At 57.9% G+C, this 19441-nt stretch carries 20 protein-coding genes; 16 read left to right on the plus strand and 4 right to left on the minus strand.

Annotated features, from left to right (window positions below):
• Window positions 1-24 precede the first annotated feature (24 nt).
• Together GS605_RS20105 and hemN are read right to left on the minus strand one after the other, a co-directional pair.
• Window positions 25-1953 (minus strand): elongation factor G, encoded by a 1929-nt coding sequence (locus GS605_RS20105; RefSeq protein WP_171725111.1) that lies wholly within the window; start codon window positions 1951-1953, stop codon window positions 25-27.
• Window positions 1954-2165: 212 nt separating this feature from the next.
• The gene (hemN, locus tag GS605_RS20110; RefSeq protein WP_171725112.1) at window positions 2166-3521 is read right to left on the minus strand and encodes an oxygen-independent coproporphyrinogen III oxidase; all 1356 of its coding nucleotides are present in this window, start codon (window positions 3519-3521) and stop codon (window positions 2166-2168) included.
• A gap of 61 nt (window positions 3522-3582) precedes the next feature.
• Here hemN and fnrL point away from each other — a divergent pair, with 61 nt between their 5' ends.
• Entirely contained in the window at window positions 3583-4326 is a 744-nt protein-coding gene (gene fnrL / locus GS605_RS20115; protein ID WP_171638263.1) for a transcriptional regulator FnrL, read from the plus strand.
• A 70-nt stretch (window positions 4327-4396) separates the two neighbouring features.
• Window positions 4397-4651 carry a GlsB/YeaQ/YmgE family stress response membrane protein gene (locus GS605_RS20120; protein ID WP_152459192.1) on the plus strand — a complete coding sequence of 85 codons (255 nt, stop codon included), beginning with the start codon at window positions 4397-4399 and terminating at the stop codon, window positions 4649-4651.
• A 52-nt stretch (window positions 4652-4703) separates the two neighbouring features.
• Here the strand turns inward: GS605_RS20120 and GS605_RS20125 are convergent, their stop codons facing one another.
• Window positions 4704-5543, minus strand: coding sequence for a universal stress protein (locus tag GS605_RS20125; RefSeq protein WP_171638259.1), 840 nt, complete (start codon window positions 5541-5543; stop codon window positions 4704-4706).
• Window positions 5544-5743: 200 nt separating this feature from the next.
• Here GS605_RS20125 and ccoN point away from each other — a divergent pair, with 200 nt between their 5' ends.
• From ccoN to nusG, 10 genes are all read left to right on the plus strand, one after another.
• Window positions 5744-7351, plus strand: a complete 1608-nt coding sequence (gene ccoN / locus GS605_RS20130) for a cytochrome-c oxidase, cbb3-type subunit I (protein WP_171725113.1) — start codon at window positions 5744-5746, stop codon at window positions 7349-7351.
• Between the two features lie 14 nt (window positions 7352-7365).
• On the plus strand, window positions 7366-8094 hold the full coding sequence (ccoO, locus tag GS605_RS20135) for a cytochrome-c oxidase, cbb3-type subunit II (RefSeq protein ID WP_152459189.1): 729 nt from the start codon (window positions 7366-7368) through the stop codon (window positions 8092-8094).
• Between the two features lie 12 nt (window positions 8095-8106).
• Window positions 8107-8292, plus strand: coding sequence for a CcoQ/FixQ family Cbb3-type cytochrome c oxidase assembly chaperone (locus GS605_RS20140; protein ID WP_050605006.1), 186 nt, complete (start codon window positions 8107-8109; stop codon window positions 8290-8292).
• Complete coding sequence (ccoP, locus tag GS605_RS20145) at window positions 8289-9152, plus strand: cytochrome-c oxidase, cbb3-type subunit III (RefSeq protein ID WP_171638254.1); 864 nt, start codon at window positions 8289-8291, stop codon at window positions 9150-9152. Before GS605_RS20140 ends, ccoP begins: the two co-directional genes overlap by 4 nt.
• Before the next feature lie 419 nt (window positions 9153-9571).
• Window positions 9572-10999: a cytochrome c oxidase accessory protein CcoG gene (ccoG, locus tag GS605_RS20150; protein ID WP_171638252.1), complete on the plus strand. Its 1428-nt coding sequence runs from the start codon at window positions 9572-9574 to the stop codon at window positions 10997-10999.
• A gap of 2 nt (window positions 11000-11001) precedes the next feature.
• Window positions 11002-11460, plus strand: a complete 459-nt coding sequence (locus GS605_RS20155) for a FixH family protein (protein WP_171638250.1) — start codon at window positions 11002-11004, stop codon at window positions 11458-11460.
• A 2-nt stretch (window positions 11461-11462) separates the two neighbouring features.
• Window positions 11463-13640 (plus strand): heavy metal translocating P-type ATPase, encoded by a 2178-nt coding sequence (locus tag GS605_RS20160; protein WP_171725114.1) that lies wholly within the window; start codon window positions 11463-11465, stop codon window positions 13638-13640.
• A gap of 5 nt (window positions 13641-13645) precedes the next feature.
• Window positions 13646-13804, plus strand: a complete 159-nt coding sequence (ccoS, locus tag GS605_RS20165) for a cbb3-type cytochrome oxidase assembly protein CcoS (protein ID WP_152459183.1) — start codon at window positions 13646-13648, stop codon at window positions 13802-13804.
• A gap of 99 nt (window positions 13805-13903) precedes the next feature.
• The gene (secE, locus tag GS605_RS20170; RefSeq protein ID WP_050605011.1) at window positions 13904-14101 is read left to right on the plus strand and encodes a preprotein translocase subunit SecE; all 198 of its coding nucleotides are present in this window, start codon (window positions 13904-13906) and stop codon (window positions 14099-14101) included.
• A gap of 199 nt (window positions 14102-14300) precedes the next feature.
• Window positions 14301-14834: a transcription termination/antitermination protein NusG gene (nusG, locus tag GS605_RS20175; RefSeq protein ID WP_152459924.1), complete on the plus strand. Its 534-nt coding sequence runs from the start codon at window positions 14301-14303 to the stop codon at window positions 14832-14834.
• Window positions 14835-14920: 86 nt separating this feature from the next.
• Here nusG and GS605_RS20180 read toward each other — a convergent pair whose 3' ends face one another.
• Window positions 14921-16150, minus strand: a complete 1230-nt coding sequence (locus GS605_RS20180; RefSeq protein WP_171638246.1) for a peptidoglycan-binding domain-containing protein — start codon at window positions 16148-16150, stop codon at window positions 14921-14923.
• A gap of 382 nt (window positions 16151-16532) precedes the next feature.
• Between GS605_RS20180 and rplK the strand changes: the two genes are divergently transcribed.
• From rplK to rplJ, 4 genes are all read left to right on the plus strand, one after another.
• Window positions 16533-16982, plus strand: a complete 450-nt coding sequence (gene rplK / locus GS605_RS20185) for a 50S ribosomal protein L11 (RefSeq protein ID WP_037314971.1) — start codon at window positions 16533-16535, stop codon at window positions 16980-16982.
• A gap of 1 nt (window position 16983) precedes the next feature.
• Window positions 16984-17682: a 50S ribosomal protein L1 gene (gene rplA, locus GS605_RS20190; protein WP_171638244.1), complete on the plus strand. Its 699-nt coding sequence runs from the start codon at window positions 16984-16986 to the stop codon at window positions 17680-17682.
• A 128-nt stretch (window positions 17683-17810) separates the two neighbouring features.
• The gene (locus tag GS605_RS20195) at window positions 17811-18569 is read left to right on the plus strand and encodes a nuclear transport factor 2 family protein (protein WP_171725115.1); all 759 of its coding nucleotides are present in this window, start codon (window positions 17811-17813) and stop codon (window positions 18567-18569) included.
• A 321-nt stretch (window positions 18570-18890) separates the two neighbouring features.
• Complete coding sequence (gene rplJ, locus GS605_RS20200) at window positions 18891-19409, plus strand: 50S ribosomal protein L10 (RefSeq protein ID WP_171638240.1); 519 nt, start codon at window positions 18891-18893, stop codon at window positions 19407-19409.
• Window positions 19410-19441 lie beyond the last annotated feature (32 nt).

Consider the following 19441-nt stretch of genomic DNA (forward strand, 5'->3'; position numbering starts at 1 on the left):
GATCAGCCCGCCATCGTCAGGCCATCAGGCGCTGGCTTTTTCTTTGGCCGCCGTTTTCGGCACCGGCCCGCGCAGTTCTTCATAGTGATCAAAGCTCAGCTTGACCCACCCGGTTCCGCGCGTGGCACTGGCAAGAGTGCGATGCAACTCATCTTCGGCAACGGAGGGAATCAGAGCGTTGAAAATCTCCCAGCCTGATGCGTTCGGGTTGCCCTCAAATCCCAGAACCTGCCCTTGCAGAGAGCTGATCGTCGGCACGAGGTCGCCGACAAAATCAGAAGGCAGGTGGATTTCAGCGTTCAGGATCGGCTGCAAAACAACGGGCTTGGCCTGAGGCAGCGCTTCGCGCACGGCGTTCTTGCCCGCGGTACGGAAGGCATAATCCGAACTGTCTACGTTGTGATGCTTGCCGTCATGCAGCGTGACCTTCACATCCACCACCGGAAAACCCTCGGGGCCTTGCTCCAGCGCGTCTCTGGCGCCCTGTTCCACGGATGGAATGTAATTCTTGGGCACCGCGCCGCCCTTGACCACCTCTTCGAACTGGAACCCAGATCCGCGCGGCAGCGGCGCGACCGAGATCACCACATCCGCGAACTGCCCAGCCCCGCCGGATTGTTTGCGGTGTCTGTGGCGATGTTCGACAGGTGTTCGGATGGTTTCGCGATAGGCGGTTTCGACCGGGTCGGCTTCAATCTCGATCCCGAAATCCTCGGCCAGCTTGGCGGTCACGCGTCGCATGTGCTGCGGACCTTGAGACCCAAGAACGGCATGGCCGGTAAGCTCATCCTGTTGCAGGTGAAGGCCAGGGTCGATTTCGGCCAAGCGGCTCAGGGCGTTTGACAGGCGCACATCGTCCCGCTCATGCGCGGGCGAGACAATCTGACGATGCGCCACCGGATGCGAGGCCGCCCATTCCGGCAGTTCCGTCGCCGAATTGCTGTCGTAGATGTAGCCGGGTTCGAGGTGATCGGATTTCACCGCCAGACCAATCTGCCCGGCCTCCAGCGTGGCGATCTGGGTTTTGGCATCCAGCGTTGTCAGATTGCCGACGGTCTCACCGCCCAAGGCTTCATGGGCTTGCACGCCGTCCCCCAGGCCGCGCAGAACCACGATTTTTCCGATGTGTTTTTTGACATCCGCGAAACCGGCAATGGCGCGGGCGCTGTCAGCGGCCTCGTCGCGCCCGGCGGCGATGTCAAATTCGGGGGCTTCGTGCCGCAGCGCCTTCATCAGACGCGTCAGCCCGTTGCCGTGACTTGCGGCACCCAGGCAGGCGGGAATCAACTGATGGTTCTTCAGGACCTGTGCCGCCAGATCATAGACCTCGCCACTTGGCGGCTGTTTGTCTTCTATCAGCTGTTCCAACAGGTTGTCATCAAAATCGGACAGGGTTTCGAGCAGCTCGGTTCGCGCTTCCTGCTCGCGGTCTTCGACGGATTGAGGCAGTTCGATCAGGGCCGAGGGCTGGCCCTCCTGATATTTCCAGGCCCGTTCCGAGATCAGATCAACCGCCCCGATGATCGTATCCCCTTCGCGGATCGGCACCTGACGCAGGGCAATGTGGTGGGTGCAGTATGTTTGCAGAGCGGCGATGATATCGCGGACGCGGCCATTGGGGTTGTCCATCCGGTTGATGAACAGAAAACAGGGGATGCCGGCCTCTTCGACCAACCGCAGGTAGGGCGCGCACAGAACGGCGGCATTCGGGTCGGGGGGCACCACGACCACGGCGGCGTCCGAAATCGCCATTGCGGGGCCGACATAGGCCAGCGCATCGCCGCCCCCATCGACGTCGATCGCGCACCAGGGCTCGTCCAGGTAAGAAAAACCGTGCAAATGCACGGTTCCGGAAACATCGAATGTGGTGGGGCGCCCGTCGAGGCGGCTGATGGCCTCGACAAGCGTAGATTTGCCCGATTGGCTGGGCCCGAGGACGGTGAAAACGCGCATGAGTGTTGTCCCTCTTTCAGGTTGCAGATTGGCTACACGAAAGGGACCGACCGACGCGTTGGCGCCGACAAGGGTTGTCTGTATTTTGCCCGCCTCAGACCGCAGAGCGAGATGCCGCCCTACAGCATGAGTGTGGGAAAAACCGCAGGCGTGCGTCAAGCCCCTGATGTGTTTTGCGCGTCACGGGCCGAATGTTGCCCGCCGAAAAAGGGTCAGATGGCCGAGCTGTGCCCGGCTTTGCTGAGGTCATAGGCGTCAAAGCTGCGGGCGATCATCCGGGTCAGCGCGCGCGCTTCGGGCGGTATGAAAAGCCCGGCTTCAGTGATTTGCAGCATCCCGTCGAAAGATGCATTGGCTGCGTGATACATCTCGTCCAGGTCAGAGGCTGAAATATCGTGATCCCGCAGGATTTCTGCTGAGTCGATCTTGAAATCGCACATTAATGCTTCGATCAGGCGGGCACGCAGAATGTCCTGACCTTTGAAAAGGTGCCCTCGGGATGTCGAAAACTGCCCATCGCGAATGGCTTTGGTATGGGCAGAGGTGGCCGGAGCGTTCTGCGCGTAACCTTGCGGGAAACGAGAGATCGAGCTGGCCCCGACACCAATCAGAACATCGGCCTGATCGTCGGTGTAACCCTGGAAGTTCCGCTTGAGGCGGCCCGCGCGCAACGCGTGGGTCAGCCCGTCATCCTGAGTGGCGAAATGGTCGATGCCGATTTCGGCATAATTGTCCCAAAGGAACAAACGCCGGGCTGTGTCGAACAGTTCAAGGCGTTGTTCGGGCGTTGGCAGTGCGTCCGACGGAATCAGCTGCTGCCGCTTGGCCATCCAGGGTACGTGGGCATAACCATAAAGTGCCACGCGATCCGGGCTGAGCGACAGGAGTTTCTGTACGCTTTCCGTCATGCGCGCCTTGGTCTGATGTGGCAGGCCGTAAAGAATATCCGCATTCAGGCTGGTGATGCCACGTTCACGGATCATGTCGATAGCGTCGCGCGTGGTGTCATAGCTTTGAATACGGCCTATGGTTTTCTGGATTTCGTCATCGAAATCCTGCACCCCAATCGAGGCGCGGTTCATGCCCGCGTCAGCCAGCGCATCCAGACGCGCCTCGTCAATCTCGTTCGGATCGATCTCGACCGAGAATTCGGCATCCGGCCCCATGGGGACGATACCCAGGATGTGTTGTGCCAATTCGCGCATCAATTGGGCGTTCAGCAACGTTGGTGTGCCGCCGCCCCAGTGCAGACGCGACAGGACCACACCCTCAGGCAGACGTGCCGCCAGAAGGTCCAGTTCGGCCTTCAGAACATCGACATAGGCGATTACCGGGTTGTCGGTTTGTGTGCCTTGTGTCCGGCAGGCGCAGAACCAGCATAACCTGCGGCAGAATGGGACATGAATGTACAGCGAAATTGCACTGCCGGGTTTGATCCCGGAAATCCAGTCGCCAAACATATCTGCTCCCACGTCGTTGTTGAAGTGGGGGGCGGTGGGGTAGCTTGTGTAACGCGGTACTTTCGCGTCAAAAAGTCCAAGCTTTGCCAATTGTGGTTTCACTATCATGGCGATACCCTTATGCGACAGGCGACACAGGTGCTTTGATGGAGATCAAGTGGGAACGCGCATGACAGTAAAAGCACAATTTGACCATTCAAATTGCGGAGATTGCCCGATTCGTCATCGCGCCGTCTGTGCCCGTTGTGATGCCGATGAGCTGGAAGAGCTTGAAAGCATTAAATATTACCGCAGTTTTGAGGCGGGTCAGACGATTATCTGGTCTGGGGATCAGATGAGTTTTGTCGGCTCGGTTGTGGCCGGAATCGCGTCGTTGACCCAGACGATGGAAGATGGCCGCACCCAAATGGTTGGTCTGCTGCTGCCAAGCGACTTTGTTGGCCGCCCGGGTCGCGATACTGCGCCTTATGATGTTCAGGCTACGACGGATGTCGTGATGTGCTGTTTCCGCAAGAAACCGTTCGAAGAGTTGATGGACCACACCCCGCATATCGCCCATCGTCTTTTGCAGATGACTTTGGACGAGCTTGATGCCGCCCGCGAGTGGATGCTGGTTCTGGGGCGCAAAACGGCGCGTGAGAAGATTGCCAGTTTGTTGTCAATTATCGCCCGCCGGGACGGTTCAATCAGTCAAAAAGCTGTATCAGGACCCATTGTGTTCGACCTGCCCCTGACCCGAGAAGCAATGGCGGATTACCTGGGTTTGACATTGGAAACGGTCAGTCGCCAGATATCAGCTTTGAAAAAAGACGGGGTGATCACGCTTGAAGGAAAGCGGCACGTGACCATCCCCGATTTGGGCCGCCTGATGGAAGAGGCGGGTGACGATTCGGATGGCGGCTTTCCGGTCTGACGTAATAGGCTTTTGACCACTGACAGCCGCCGCAGTCTTTTTCGCGGGATATCTAATTCAGGAGCTCGGCATGGAATTTACCAGTTTGTTGGCAATGCTTTTGGTCGGCGCAATCGCCGGTTGGCTTTCCGGAAAGATCATGGAGGGCAGGGGTTTTGGCCTTTTCGGAAACATAGTTGTCGGAATCGTAGGCGCGTTTCTGGCGGGGTTGATATTTCCGGCGCTTGGATTTGCCGTTGGCGGCGGCCTGTTGTCGTCTATCCTATTCGCAACAGCAGGTGCCGTGATCCTGTTGTTCCTGATAGGCCTGATCCGCAGAGGATGACAAAAGAGAGGATGACAAAAGCCGCCAAGTCGGGCGGCTTTTGATGGGCGTATCAATGGGCCAGGAATACCGGTACGCCAGACTGCTCCAGCATGTTGCGTGTTGCGCCGCCCAGAATGGCCTCGCGAAAACGGGAATGACCGTAAGCGCCCATGACGATCAGATCCGATTCTGTATCGGATGCGTGACGGTTGAGAATATCCGACACGCGCGTCATGCTTTTGCTTAGCACATCAATCTCACATTTGACCCCGTGACGGGACAGCATCTGTGACAGCATTCCGCCCGGATCAGACCGGTCCGGACCATGGCGAGGCGGATCGATGACCACGATTCGGACCAGCTCGGCCTGTTTCAGGAAGGGCAGGGCGTGACGAATGGCGCACATGGCCTCTACGCTTTCGTTCCAACCTATCATGATATTGCGCGGCACCGTCAGGGGCTCGACGTCGTCCGGTACGACCAGAACCGGGCAATGCCCTTCGAACATGGCGGCTTCGATGATGGGCTCGGCCTCGGCACCGCGGTCTTTTCCATAAGGGTGCGGCAGGACCACCAGATCGGAAAACCGTGCCCTATGCGCGACATGGCGTCCGATATCGGCAATCTGCGCGACACCATGCTCGGCGGACCAGCGAACGCCGGACTTGCCAAGGTAGTCATTGGCAAAGTTTAACAGCTCCTGGGCCTCGGCGTTGGCCCGGCTCAGTGTTTCCTGAACGATCAGCGCATTGGCACCCGCATAGTAGTAACCTGTCTGACTGCGATCGACGCCAAGGCACAGGGCTTCGGCATGTGCATCCTGCGATTCCGCCAGGGCCACCATCTGCGCCAGAGCGGCGGGTGCTGTCTGCGTTTCGGTCATGACAGTGAGTAGAGATTTGTAAGTCATTGCGACCTCATGATTCGGGCATTTGGTCTCATGTGACCAGTTGGCCTGTTTCCTTTACAATGCGTGTCACAGAAAACGCAGAACTGTCTTGATACAGATCAAAGCAGTAACAGCCGCCGTGCTTCAGAACGGCAGCCAGTCAAATGGGTTTCGCGCGTATAAGAATCAAAAACGCGCGGGGCATGGCAAAGGGACGCAATATGTCGAATTACATCAAGCTGATCGTGCTTGGTCTGATCGCGCTGTTTGCAGCGATCGGAACCAATTATGCACGCGATTTGGCGTATCAGGTACATGCACTGCTGGTGATGCTTATCGCCGGTGGCCTGTTTATCTGGACGCTTCGAAACACTGACGAGCCAGATATTCTAGTCGACCGCTCGGGCGAATACATGGATGACGTGATCCGCTATGGCGTGATCGCAACCGCCTTCTGGGGCGTGATCGGGTTTCTGGCCGGGACCTTCATCGCATTTCAGCTGGCTTTTCCGGTGCTGAACTTTGAATGGGCACAGGGGTATCTGAATTTCGGTCGTTTGCGTCCGCTGCATACGTCGGCAGTGATTTTTGCCTTTGGCGGCAACGCATTGATCGCAACGTCGTTCTACGTCGTTCAGCGTACCAGCGCGGCGCGGCTTTGGGGCGGCAATCTGGCCTGGTTCGTTTTCTGGGGCTATCAGCTGTTCATCGTTCTGGCGGCGACGGGTTATGTTCTGGGCGGAACGCAGTCCAAGGAATATGCCGAACCTGAATGGTATGTCGATCTGTGGCTGACCATTGTCTGGGTCGCCTATCTGGCTGTCTACTTGGGTACGATCATAAAGCGGAAAGAACCCCACATATATGTGGCCAACTGGTTCTATCTGGCCTTTATCGTCACCGTCGCCATGCTGCATCTGGTCAACAACATGACCATTCCTGTCAGCATCTGGGGTTCGAAATCGGTCATCGTCTGGTCGGGCGTGCAGGATGCCATGATCCAGTGGTGGTATGGCCACAACGCGGTGGGCTTTTTCCTGACTGCCGGCTTCCTGGGCATGATGTACTACTTCATTCCGAAGCAGGCCGAGCGTCCGGTGTTCTCGTACAAGCTGTCGATCATCCACTTCTGGGCGCTGATCTTTCTGTACATCTGGGCCGGCCCGCACCACCTGCATTATACTGCGCTACCTGACTGGGCCTCGACGCTGGGCATGGTGTTCTCGGTGATCCTGTGGATGCCGTCCTGGGGTGGTATGATCAACGGTCTGATGACCCTGTCGGGCGCGTGGGACAAGCTGCGCACCGACCCTGTGATCCGGATGATGGTGATCTCGGTCGGCTTCTACGGCATGTCCACCTTCGAAGGCCCGATGATGTCGATTCGCGCGGTGAACTCGCTGAGCCACTACACCGACTGGACAATTGGTCACGTGCACTCGGGCGCGTTGGGCTGGAACGGCATGATCACCTTTGGTGCGCTGTACTTCCTGGTGCCTGTCCTGTGGAAGCGTGAGCGTCTGTACTCGCTGCAAATGGTCAGCTGGCACTTCTGGCTCGCCACCATCGGTATCGTGCTTTACGCCGCGTCGATGTGGGTCACCGGTATCATGGAAGGCCTGATGTGGCGCGAAGTGGATGCCAACGGCTTCCTGGTGAACTCGTTCGCCGACACCGTGGCTGCCAAGTTCCCGATGTATGTGGTGCGTGCTCTGGGTGGCGTGATGTTCGTCGCCGGTTCGCTGATCATGTGCTACAACCTGTGGATGACTGTGCGGAAAGCGCCGGCCAAAGAGGCCAGCCTGACCGTCGCGGTCCCGGCTGAATAAGGAGGGCCGGAGCAATGGCAATTCTCGACAAACACAAGATCCTCGAGACCAACGCGACCCTCCTGCTGATCTTCAGCTTTCTGGTCGTGACCATCGGTGGCATCGTACAGATCACCCCGCTGTTCTATCTTGAGAACACAATCGAAAAGGTGGAGGGCATGCGCCCTTACACCCCCCTCGAGATGGCGGGTCGCGAGATCTACATCCGCGAAGGCTGCTATGTCTGCCACAGTCAGATGATCCGTCCGATGCGGGATGAGGTCGAACGCTATGGCCACTACTCGCTGGCGGCGGAATCGATGTACGATCACCCGTTCCAGTGGGGGTCCAAACGGACCGGACCGGATCTGGCGCGTGTCGGTGGCCGCTATTCCGATCAATGGCATGTCGACCACCTGCGGGATCCGCAATCCGTTGTGCCTGAATCGGTGATGCCGAAATACGGCTTCCTCGAACATCGCAAAATTGACGGCAAGTACATCGGTGATGTGATGGCCGCCAATGCTCTGGTCGGGACGCCTTATTCCGAAGAGATGCTGGAAAACGCACAAGCCGACTTCCTCGCTCAGGCTGACCCGGACAGCGACTATGACGGGCTGCTGGAGCGCTATGGTGACAAGGTCAACGTGCGCAACTTCGACGGCCAGCCCGAGTTGACCGAAGCTGATGCGTTGGTTGCCTATCTTCAGATGCTGGGCACGTTGGTCGATTTCTCGACCTTCACCCCGGACGCAAGCCGCTAAAGGAGGATCGTGATGGAAGAATACACAATTCTCAGGCAGTTCGCGGATAGCTGGATGCTGCTGCTGTTGTTCGCCTTCTTCGTTGGTATCGTCATCTGGGTTTTCCGCCCCGGTGCCAGCAAGGAATACAAGGACACCGCCAACATCCCCTTCCGGCATCAAGACAAACCCGCCACATCCAAGGAGGCGCGGCAATGAGCAAGACACCTGAAAAACAGCCGGGTGATCCGAACACAACCGGGCACAGCTGGGACGGGATCGAAGAGTTCGACAACCCGATGCCGCGCTGGTGGCTGTGGACCTTCTACGCCACTATCTTCTGGGGCGTGATCTACACGATTATGTATCCAGCATGGCCCCTGGTCCAGTCGGCCACCGCCGGCGTCATGGGCTGGTCTTCACGGGCTTTGGTCCAGCAGGAGATGGTCGCATTCGAAGAGGCAAATGCACCCTGGAACGCCAAACTGGTGGAAACACCGCTGGAAGACATCGCGCAGGACGCTGAGCTTCAGCAATATGCCGTGAACTCTGGCGGTGCCGTGTTCCGTACATGGTGTGCGCAGTGCCACGGTTCCGGTGCGCAGGGCGCGCCGGGTTTCCCGAACCTGCTGGATGACGCCTGGCTGTGGGGTGGTACGATGGAAGATATCGTCTACACCGTCAGCTATGGTATCCGGAACGAAGAAAGTGACGATGCGCGCTATTCCGAGATGCCTGCCTTCGGTGAAATCCTGGAGCATGACGAAATCACGCAGGTGGTTCAGTATGTCATGTCGCTGAGCAATGCTCAGACCGATGACGCGGCGGCACAGGCGGGCAAGGTTGTCTTCGAAGACAACTGCGTGTCCTGCCATGGTGAAGATGGCAAAGGTGACATCTTCCAGGGGGCGCCGAACCTGACCGACGCGATCTGGCTTTATGGCGGTAGCGAAGAAGCTCTGACCGAAACAGTGACCTACAGCCGCTTTGGCGTCATGCCGAACTGGGATACCCGCCTGACCGAGGCGCAGATCCGTGCGGTATCCGCCTATGTCCACCAGTTGGGTGGTGGCCAGTAAGACCTAGAGGGCACCTTCGGGCGGCTGGCCGCCCGAAGGCTGTAGCACCGGCTGTTCCATCTGTTCGCGCGTTTCCTGAACAGCCGGTGCTTTTTTACACTGAATTCCTTTTGTTTTGCCATTCTGTTCTTCGCAACGACGGCTTATCACCCGCGTTCGGGCAGGGCTGACCCGGGGCTGCGACAATTGGTCGGTACTTGGAAAACTGCATGTACCACGTGCAGCTGGTATCGCGCCACAAGCAGATTTTCCGCCAAAATAGGCTCAAAATCGGGTAAAATACCTGATTTCCAGCGCCGGTAAGAAGGGCGGATCTTCAAAAGATGTTTGCTCGATGCGCTTTTTGACCCATGTCAAAGTTCGCCTAGGCATGATCTGGAACAAGACGTCTTCAGAAGACCCATTTGTGGAGCCAGCCAGTGAGCGATTCCGATCCCGCCCCCAGCCTTTACGCCGCGCGTGAGCCGATTTTTCCAAGACGTGTTTCGGGGCCGTTTCGAAACCTGAAATGGATCATCCTCATCGTGACGCTGGGCATTTACTATGTGACGCCCTGGATCAGATGGGATCGCGGCCCCAGCCTGCCTGATCAGGCTGTCCTGCTGGATCTTGCAAATCGACGTTTTTATTTCTTCTGGATCGAGATCTGGCCGCACGAATTCTACTTTGTCGCTGGTCTGCTGATCATGGCAGGTTTGGGTCTGTTCCTGTTTACGTCGGCTCTGGGTCGCGTTTGGTGCGGATATGCATGCCCGCAAACCGTCTGGACGGACCTGTTCATTCTGGTCGAGCGGTGGATTGAAGGCGACAGAAACGCCCGCCTGCGCCTGCACCGTCAGGAAAAGCTTGATTTCCGAAAGGCTCGCTTGCGGGTCACCAAATGGGCGGTCTGGTTTCTGATCGGTTTGGCGACAGGTGGTGCCTGGGTGTTCTATTTCGCGGATGCACCCACGCTGGCCCGTGATCTTGTGACGGGCAACGCGCATCCCGTTGCCTACACGACGATGTTGATCCTGACGGGTACAACCTTCTTTTTCGGCGGGTTCGCCCGCGAGCAGATCTGTATCTATGCCTGCCCTTGGCCGCGCATTCAGGCGGCGATGATGGATGAGGACACGCTGGTTGTCGGCTATCGTGAATGGCGGGGTGAACCGCGCGGCAAAGGCAAGCGGACGGCCGATTCTGAGTTGGGGGATTGCATCGACTGTATGGCCTGCGTGAATGTCTGCCCTGTCGGGATCGATATTCGGGATGGCCAGCAGCTGGAATGTATCACCTGTGCCCTTTGTATCGACGCGTGTGATGACATGATGGCCAAGATCGGAAAGCCACGAGGGCTGATCGACTACATGGCGCTGAGCGATGAAGCCCATGAGCGATCCGGCGAGCCCGCCAAGAATGTCTGGAAGCACATTCTGAGGCCGCGTACGATTTTGTACACCGCATTGTGGGCGCTGGTCGGGTTCGGGCTGCTGTTTGCGCTCTTCATCCGTTCTGACATTGATCTGACTGTTGCACCGGTTCGCAACCCCACTTTCGTCACTCTGTCGGACGGTACAATCCGCAACACCTATGACGTTCGTCTGCGCAACAAGCACGGTGAGGACCGTCTTTTCAAACTGTCATTGGCGGGCGATCCGGCGATGCGACTGGAAATCGAGGGAACCAATATCGATACTGTGAATGTCACGGCGGATACGGCACAATTGACCCGTGTATATATCGTGGCCTCCCGCAATAGCGATCCGGCCGCAGCAGATGCGACACCAGTACGGATCTGGGTCGAAGACCTCAGCAGCGGCGAACGCGCATACAAGGACACCACGTTCAACGGACGAGGGAACTGATCATGGCCGAACGTAAATTCACCGGAAAGCACGCCCTTGCCGTGTTTGTCGGCGCTTTTGGCGTGATCATCGCGGTGAACCTCGTGCTGGCGTACAATGCGGTGAAAACCTTTCCCGGGCTGGAGGTCAAGAACTCCTACGTCGCCAGCCAGGAGTTCAACGAGCGCCTGAAAGAGCAGCAGGCGCTGGGCTGGACAGTTCGGGCGGAAACCAAAGGCGGCCTTCTGATCCTGCACATCACCGACGAAAGCGGTGCGCCGGTTGAGGTGAGCGAATTGCAGGCCGTGGTCGGTCGGGCAACCCATGTGCGCGACGACTTCGTGCCGGATTTTACGTTCGACGGTACAGCCTATGCCACGCCTGCTACACTGGGCAAGGGCAACTGGAACATCCGGTTGGTGGCGCGTGACGGAAACGGCGCCGAATTCTCGCAGCGCGTCCCGCTTTACGTAAAGGGGTAAGCATGACGGCTCAGCTTTCATCCGGCACAGCAGCCTGCCCGGGCTGCCTTGCGGCCCCGGCAGAACCGGCCCGGCCCATACCGGAGGATGTGCAGATCGCTTTGTCGCTGCCGGGCATTCATTGCTCGGCCTGTATCGCGACGGTCGAGCGTGAACTGAACGCGCATCCCGGTGTCGAAGACGCCCGGGTGAACCTGACGCTCAAACGCGCGATGATCAAAGCCACGCCGGAAACGCGTGCAAGCGATCTGATCCCGGTGCTTGAACAGGCAGGTTTCGAAGCACATGAGCTTGATCCGGGGGCTTTGTCCGCAACCCAGACGGACAAGGCCGGGCGTGATCTTCTGATGCGGCTGGCCGTGGCCGGGTTTGCATCCATGAACGTGATGTTGCTGTCGGTGTCGGTCTGGTCAGGTGCGACGGATGCAACGCGGGACATGTTCCACTGGATTTCAGCGGCCATCGCGCTGCCGGCCATTGCGTTCTCGGCCCAGCCGTTCTTTGCCAATGCCTGGAGCGCCCTGCGCGTGCGACGGCTGAATATGGATGTGCCAATTGTACTGGCGATCCTGTTGGCGCTGGTCACGTCGCTGTGGGAAACCGCGTTGAGCGGCGAGCATGCCTATTTCGACGCAGCCCTGACATTGACCTTCTTTCTGCTGGCCGGACGGTATCTGGATTACCGCACCCGTGCCGCGGCGCGATCTGCGGCCGAAGAATTGACCGCGTTGGAAGTTCCCCGCGCCATTCGTGTCGCCGATGGGATTGAAGATGAAGTTCCCGTTGCCGAGTTGTGCGTCGGAGATCTGATCCTTGTCCGACCAGGTGGGCGCATGCCCGTGGACGGCCAGATCGTGTCGGGTCAGTCCGAACTGGATCGATCCCTTCTGACGGGCGAGACGGTGCCAGTCTTTGCCGAGGCCGGGCAGGCTGTGAGCGCGGGTGAAGTCAACCTGACGGGTCCGTTGACAATCCGGGCAACGGCGGTCGGGGAAGACACGTCGCTCCATCGTATGGCTGATCTGGTCGCCATCGCCGAGTCTGGCCGGTCCCGGTACACCTCGTTGGCCGATAAGGCTGCCAAGCTGTATGCGCCCGGCGTTCACATTCTGTCGGCGCTCAGCTTTGTTGGGTGGTACATCTATTCCGGTGATTTGCGCACGGCGCTGAACATCGCGGCGGCTGTTCTGATTATTACCTGCCCCTGTGCGTTGGGTCTGGCCGTGCCAGCGGTAACCACGGCCGCGTCGGGCCGGTTGTTCCGCAAGGGAATGCTGATCAAGCACGCCACAGCACTGGAACGGCTGTCCGAAGCTGACACAGTTGTATTCGACAAGACGGGAACGCTGACATCCGGCGCACCGGAACTGGTCAATCTGGCAGACCATGCACGGGCCAAGGTCGAGGTCGCTCTGGCGCTGGCCGAGGCTTCTGCACATCCCTTGTCCGTATCATTGGCAAAAGCGGCGCGTGCGGCAGGCATCAAACCAGCAAATGTGCGGGGAGTAGCCGAGGTTCCCGGCTATGGCACCGAGGGCGAATTCCGTGGTCAGCGTGTTCGTCTGGGGCGGGCCGCCTGGGTCGGCGCGGATCAGAGCACAGACACTTCGGCCTGGCTGGCAATCGGCGAGGAAGCACCCGTGGCCTTCCGATTCTCGGACGCGTTGCGCCCGGGCGCCGCTGAGGCGGTGGATGCCCTGCGTGCTTCGGGCAAGCGTGTACTTCTGATTTCAGGGGATTCGCAGGGGGCAGTGCGCGCCTTGGCGGAAAAACTGGGAATTGAGGACTGGATTGCCGAGGCTTTGCCGCAGGACAAGGCAAGACGCATTCAGGATCTCAGCGATGAAGGCCACAAAGTTTTGATGGTTGGCGACGGGCTGAACGATACCGCCGCTTTGGCGGCGGCGCATGTGTCGATCTCTCCGGCCTCTGCGCTGGATGCGGCGCGGGTCGCGTCAGATATCGTGCTGTTGGGCAATGATCTTTCGCCCATTGCGGATGCGTGTGACACGGCCGTCAAAGCCACCAGACGCATTCGCGAAAACTTCCAGATCGCAACCGTTTACAATGTGATCGCCGTTCCTCTGGCCGTGATCGGACTGGCGACACCGCTGATCGCGGCCTTGGCGATGTCGACCTCGTCCATTACCGTGTCCCTGAACGCCCTGCGGTTGAGGTAATCTGAATGGAAGTGCTTGCTTATCTGATCCCGATTTCCCTGTTCCTGGGGGGCGTTGGTCTGGCGGCCTTCGTATATACCGTTCGTACGAACCAGTACGAAGACCCCGAAGGTGACGCGCGCCGGATCCTGAGCGACGAATGGGATGACAAACCCAAACCCTGAACGAATGCCCCATAGAGGCAGAGTTGAACCAACTGCCCTTGAAATTGCCGCAATGCCCGGCTATGTCCGGCCCATCCGCTAGCAGAGAGAACACGCCAAATGGCCACCACCAATCCGATCCAGTTCATTCAGCAAGTCCGTGCCGAAGTCTCCAAGGTCGTCTGGCCGACCCGGCGCGAGGTGCTGTTGACCACGGTAATGGTCTTCATCATGGCGGCGCTGACGGCTGTATTTTTCGCTTTGGTCGATTTGGGTATCCGGGGTGGTCTTCAACTGATCCTGGGTGCTTTCAGCTAAACGGGATCAGCGCGCTGAAACGTCTCTGCCCCCTTGCGCTGCGGGCAATGTCAGAGTAGGTGACGCGGTACTATTCGGAATGGGCGTGTGGCGATTCGGGCTGCGCGCCGCTTTTTATTCCGGATGGCGTGGCAAGATTTTAATGACGGGTGTGTCCGGTACGCTTGATACCCCGAAGACAAACAAGGACGACAGGTTCATGGCGAAACGGTGGTACTCGGTCAGCGTTCTTTCGAATTTCGAAAAGAAGATCGCAGAACAGATCCGCACGTCGGTGGCTGAACAGGGCCTTGAGGACGATATCGACGAAGTTCTGGTGCCCACCGAAGAGGTGATCGAAGTTCGCCGGGGCAAGAAGGTCACGACCGAACGCCGATTTATGCCTGGTTACGTTCTGGTGCATATGGAAATGTCGGATCAGGGGTACCACCTGATCAACTCGATCAACCGCGTCACCGGTTTCCTGGGCCCGCAAGGCCGCCCGATGCCGATGCGCGACGCCGAAGTGAACCAGATCCTGAACCGTGTTCAGGAAGGTGAAGAAGCACCCAAGCTGATGATCAGCTTCGAGGTCGGTGAGAAGGTCAAAGTCAACGATGGCCCGTTCGAAGATTTCGACGGCATGGTCGAAGGTGTGGACGACGAAAACCAGAAGCTGAAGGTTTCGGTTTCGATCTTCGGCCGGGAAACTCCGGTCGAGCTGGATTTCACGCAGGTCACCAAGCAGAGCTGAGGAAACACTCCTCGAGAATTGAAACGCCGCGATGCCAAGGGCAACGCGGCGTTTTTTGTTTGGGTATTCGCTGAAAACGTGTCGACCTATTGCGCCTGCACCATGGCCGCGCGCAAAAGTTGCGGGCGGTCGGTCTGCGAGGGCAGGAACACAGCCTGCGATCCGGCGTCCAGGGCCGACAGGCTCGCGTCATACCACTGCATCGCAAGATCGCGACGTTTCTGTACACCGAAGCCTTCGCGCAGATGGTGGCCAATCAGTTCGCCATAGGCGGGCTCACCCATTGCGACCAACATCAGGGCAGACCCAAGCGCGGCATCCATGTTGTCCTGACGATAGCCAATCGCAAGGCAAACCTTACTTGTCGCGGCAAGGTCTTGGGGGCTGAGGCCCGAGTCCAGCGCCAGCTTGCGCATCTGGGTTTCAGCCTCGGTTTTCGAATTGATAGACAGAGCATCAACCTGAGGCGCCACCATTTCACCATACGAGTCGCATTGAGCACTCACCTGCTCCGGCGTCAGCCCCTGGATATCCTGAATCAGATCTTCACCGCGCGCCATCGCGTAGCTGCGGGCAAGACAGAACTGCTCGCTGAGCGCAAAGTCGGGATCGGACATGTTCGCCAGGGTCGTATAGCCGCCATTGGTAGATGTTTGCAGCATGACCCCGCTACAGCGATTGGCCAGCGACGGGCCTCCGGTGCCGCCGGAAAACAGGCTCGGCAGGCTGGCAGACGTTGTTTCGGTTGTCTCCGGCTCAGGTTCTTGCGGTGTCGCAACCGGAACAGGTTGTGCCGGGGCGGCTTGTGCCGGCGCCTGAGGGGCAGTAGCCAAAGCAGATCCCGTCTGCACCTGACGGCGATACGCCATCAGAAGCGGTTGGCCCGCAAGTTGAGTCGTTGCCTGTCCACCGCTTGTGGCCCAATAGTAGGCTTGCATCAGAAAATCATACTGATACGGCTGAAAATCATAGCCGTTTATAGGATAACCCATCGAGGCCTGATAGCGTTCGATTGCGGACCGGGTGCCACGACCGACCTGACCATCGACCCTTCCTGCATTGTACCCGAAGTAATTGAGCGCAGTCTGGGTTTGCGCGCCTTGCGTGGTCGACGGAATGCCTGACCGATAGGTGCGGTTCGATGTAGTTGTTCTCTGAGATTTTTTCTTTTGTTGGTCCTTGCCGATTGCGTAACCAACGATCCCGCCGACGACCGCACCACCAAGAAACTCTCCAGCGTCGGCCCGCGCCGTTTGAGGGATGGCAGCAGCAAGAGAAAAGGCGATGCCAAGAGTTAAAGCTAAACGAAGTATCATAATTAACCTCCACCAATAATCACTATTTTTAAGGAGTATAGCACGGTCATCTGCGTTGTGGCGAAGCAAGCGCCAATGTCGCGTTCAATTGGCTGAAAACTGGCGGTTTTACATGTCTTTGCAGATTGTTAGAGGAATTTGGAACCGCGCGGACATTCGCGTGTAATCACGCAGGCAGCAAGAATCCTCTCAGGGTTTGATTCGGTACAACCCGAATGGTGCGCCAACCACTTGTCATCTCTCCTGATCCCATGTAAACGCCGCCTCTATCGTCTTCGGGCGAGATTCTCTCGTGGGAGGTTGCCGGGGTCGCGATCCCGGACCGGACCACGCAACATAATCTGGGTGGGACGCGTTTCACCCAAGTTGAAAGGAAAACTAAATGGCCAAGAAGCTTGCTGGTACAATGAAACTGCAGGTTCCTGCAGGTCAGGCGAACCCGTCGCCGCCAGTTGGTCCGGCGCTGGGTCAGCGCGGCATCAACATCATGGAATTCTGCAAGGCGTTCAACGCCAAGACCGCAGACATGGAGCAGGGCGCACCTTGCCCAACCGTGATCACCTATTATCAGGACAAGTCCTTCACCATGGACATCAAGACGCCGCCCGCGTCTTACTACCTGAAAAAAGCAGCTGGTCTGAAGCCGGTCGGCAAGCGTAACCGCCCCCGTGGCGCGGAAAACCCCGGTCGTGAGACCGTGGCCACCGTGACCTCGAAGCAGGTTCGTGAAATCGCAGAAGCCAAAATGAAAGATCTGAACGCCAACGACGTCGAAGGCGCAATGCAGATCATCCTGGGCTCGGCCCGCTCTATGGGCATCGAGGTGAAGTAAGATGGCAAAACTCGGTAAACGTACCCGCGCTGCGCGCGAAGCTGTCGCCGGCAAGGAAAACCTGTCGGTTGAAGAAGCAGTTGCCCTGGTCAAAGCCAATGCAACCTCGAAATTCGACGAGACCATCGAAATCGCACTGAACCTGGGTGTTGACACCCGCCACGCGGACCAGATGGTTCGCGGCGTTGTCGGCCTGCCGAACGGCACCGGTAAAGCGATGCGCGTTGCTGTTTTCGCTCGTGGCCCCAAGGCCGATGAGGCGAAAGAAGCAGGTGCGGACATCGTTGGCGCAGAAGACCTGATGGAAACCATTCAGGGCGGCACCATCGAATTCGATCGCTGCATCGCAACCCCGGACATGATGCCGATCGTCGGTCGTCTGGGTAAAGTTCTGGGCCCCCGCAACCTGATGCCGAACCCCAAGGTTGGTACCGTGACCATGGACGTGAAAGCGGCCGTGGAAGCAGCCAAGGGCGGTGAAGTTCAGTTCAAGGCGGAAAAAGGCGGCGTTGTGCATGCCGGTGTTGGCAAAGCGTCGTTCGACGAAGCCAAACTGGCTGAAAACGTCCGCGCGTTTGTCTCGGCTGTTGCCAAGGCGAAACCGTCGGGCGCCAAAGGCACCTATATGAAGAAAATCGCGCTGAGCTCGACCATGGGCCCCGGTGTGACCGTTGATGTAGCAGAGGCCTCGGGCGAGTAAGCCAGACAAATCTGCTGTAAAGTATTGATCCCGGGTGGTGCAAACTGCCCGGGATTTTCATTTTGCCGGGTTCGGTGCGAAGATAAATCGCATGCATTTCAGTTCTGGCAATCGAACGGACCATGGCTATGGAAACTAAGCGCGAACTCCTCCAAAGATTTCTTAAGGGATTGGAAACCGGTGACGCCATGGCGGCAGCGGTTGTGAATGAAGAGAAGTACATCCAGCACAACCCTCAAACTCACGAAGGCAGCGAAGGTATTGCCGACCTGTTCGCAAGGCTGTCCAAAACCTCGCCCAAGGTTACATTCAAAAGGGTTTTCGAGGATGGCGACTTTGCCTTTGCGCATATCGAGTACGATTTCAGTAGCCTGCGCGCCGCGTTTGAGGTGTTTCGGTTCGAAGATGGCAAAGCCGTAGAGCATTGGGACAACATTCAGCCCTTGCGCGGTCCAAACCTTTCTGGGCGTGGAATGCTGGATGGTCACACCGAAGTAACGGACCTGGAGAAGACGGAAGAAAATCGAGCCGCTAGCAGCATGTTTGTCACAGACGTTCTGATAAAGCGCAGGTTTGACAGATTGGCGGACTTTGTTGCAGAGGATCTAAAACAGCACAATCCGGACATGGCCGACGGAATCGTAGCGCTCAAGAACGTGTTGGAAGGAACAAGCGAAAGCGGGACAAAATTTGTCTACAAGCATTTGCATCGGGTTTTGGCAGAGGGAAATTTCGTCCTTTGCGTGTGCGAAGGGGAAAGAAATGGGGTGCATTCCAGCTTTTATGATTTGTATCGCTGGGACGCTGATCGGATCGTCGAACATTGGAACACCATCGAAGCGGTTCCGCCGCGCGAGGAATGGAAAAACGACAACGGGAAGTTCTGAACCATGCCCTTGGAATTTGGGTGTTGTATGATCTGAATTGGGTGTAATTTACCCCTTGGAAACCTCCTCTATCTGCCCTAAGAAGACCTGCGGAACAAAGCGTGCGATTCGTCGTGCGCTTTGTTTCGTTTCGTCCAAGACGGTGGGTGGGTCCATTCGGCCCCTTAATTCCCTGCCTGAGACGGGTAAGACCAAAGAATTCTGGGGGTCCCACCCTCGGGCGCATTTTGGCCAATCCCGTAACAAGGACCTGAACGCCGGAGCGAAAGCTGCGGCAAATATGAGCCGGGGTGAGATTTCGCCCCTAACTTGGAGAGAACTGTGGATAGAGCCCAGAAAGAGAAAGTGGTCGAGGAACTCGGCCAAATCTTCGAAAGCTCTGGCGTCGTAGTGGTTGCCCACTACGCCGGTCTGACAGTTGCCGAGATGCAGGACCTGCGCGCGCGTGCACGCGAAGCGGGCGGTTCCGTGCGTGTTGCCAAAAACAGGCTCGCCAAAATCGCCCTTGAGGGTAAGCCGTGTGAAAGCATGGCCGACCTGCTGACAGGGATGACCGTTCTGACCTATTCCGAGGACCCTGTGGCAGCAGCCAAAGTGGCCGAGGACTTCGCCAAGGAGAACAAGAAGTTCGAAATCCTTGGCGGTGCAATGGGCGAGAACGCTCTGGACCGCAAAGGCGTCGAAGCTGTTTCGAAAATGCCGTCTCGCGAGGAGCTTATTGCTTCGATCGTGGGCTGCATTGGCGCACCTGCTTCGAACATCGCCGGCGCGATTGGCGCACCTGCAAGCAATATCGCAAGCATCCTTTCCACCATCGAAGAGAAGGCGGAAGCTGCGTAAGCGGTTGGCACTGAATGATCTGCGTGGGGCAT

Origin of the sequence: Ruegeria sp. HKCCD7559 (assembly GCF_013110575.1) — a bacterium.
Classification (GTDB): domain Bacteria; phylum Pseudomonadota; class Alphaproteobacteria; order Rhodobacterales; family Rhodobacteraceae; genus Ruegeria.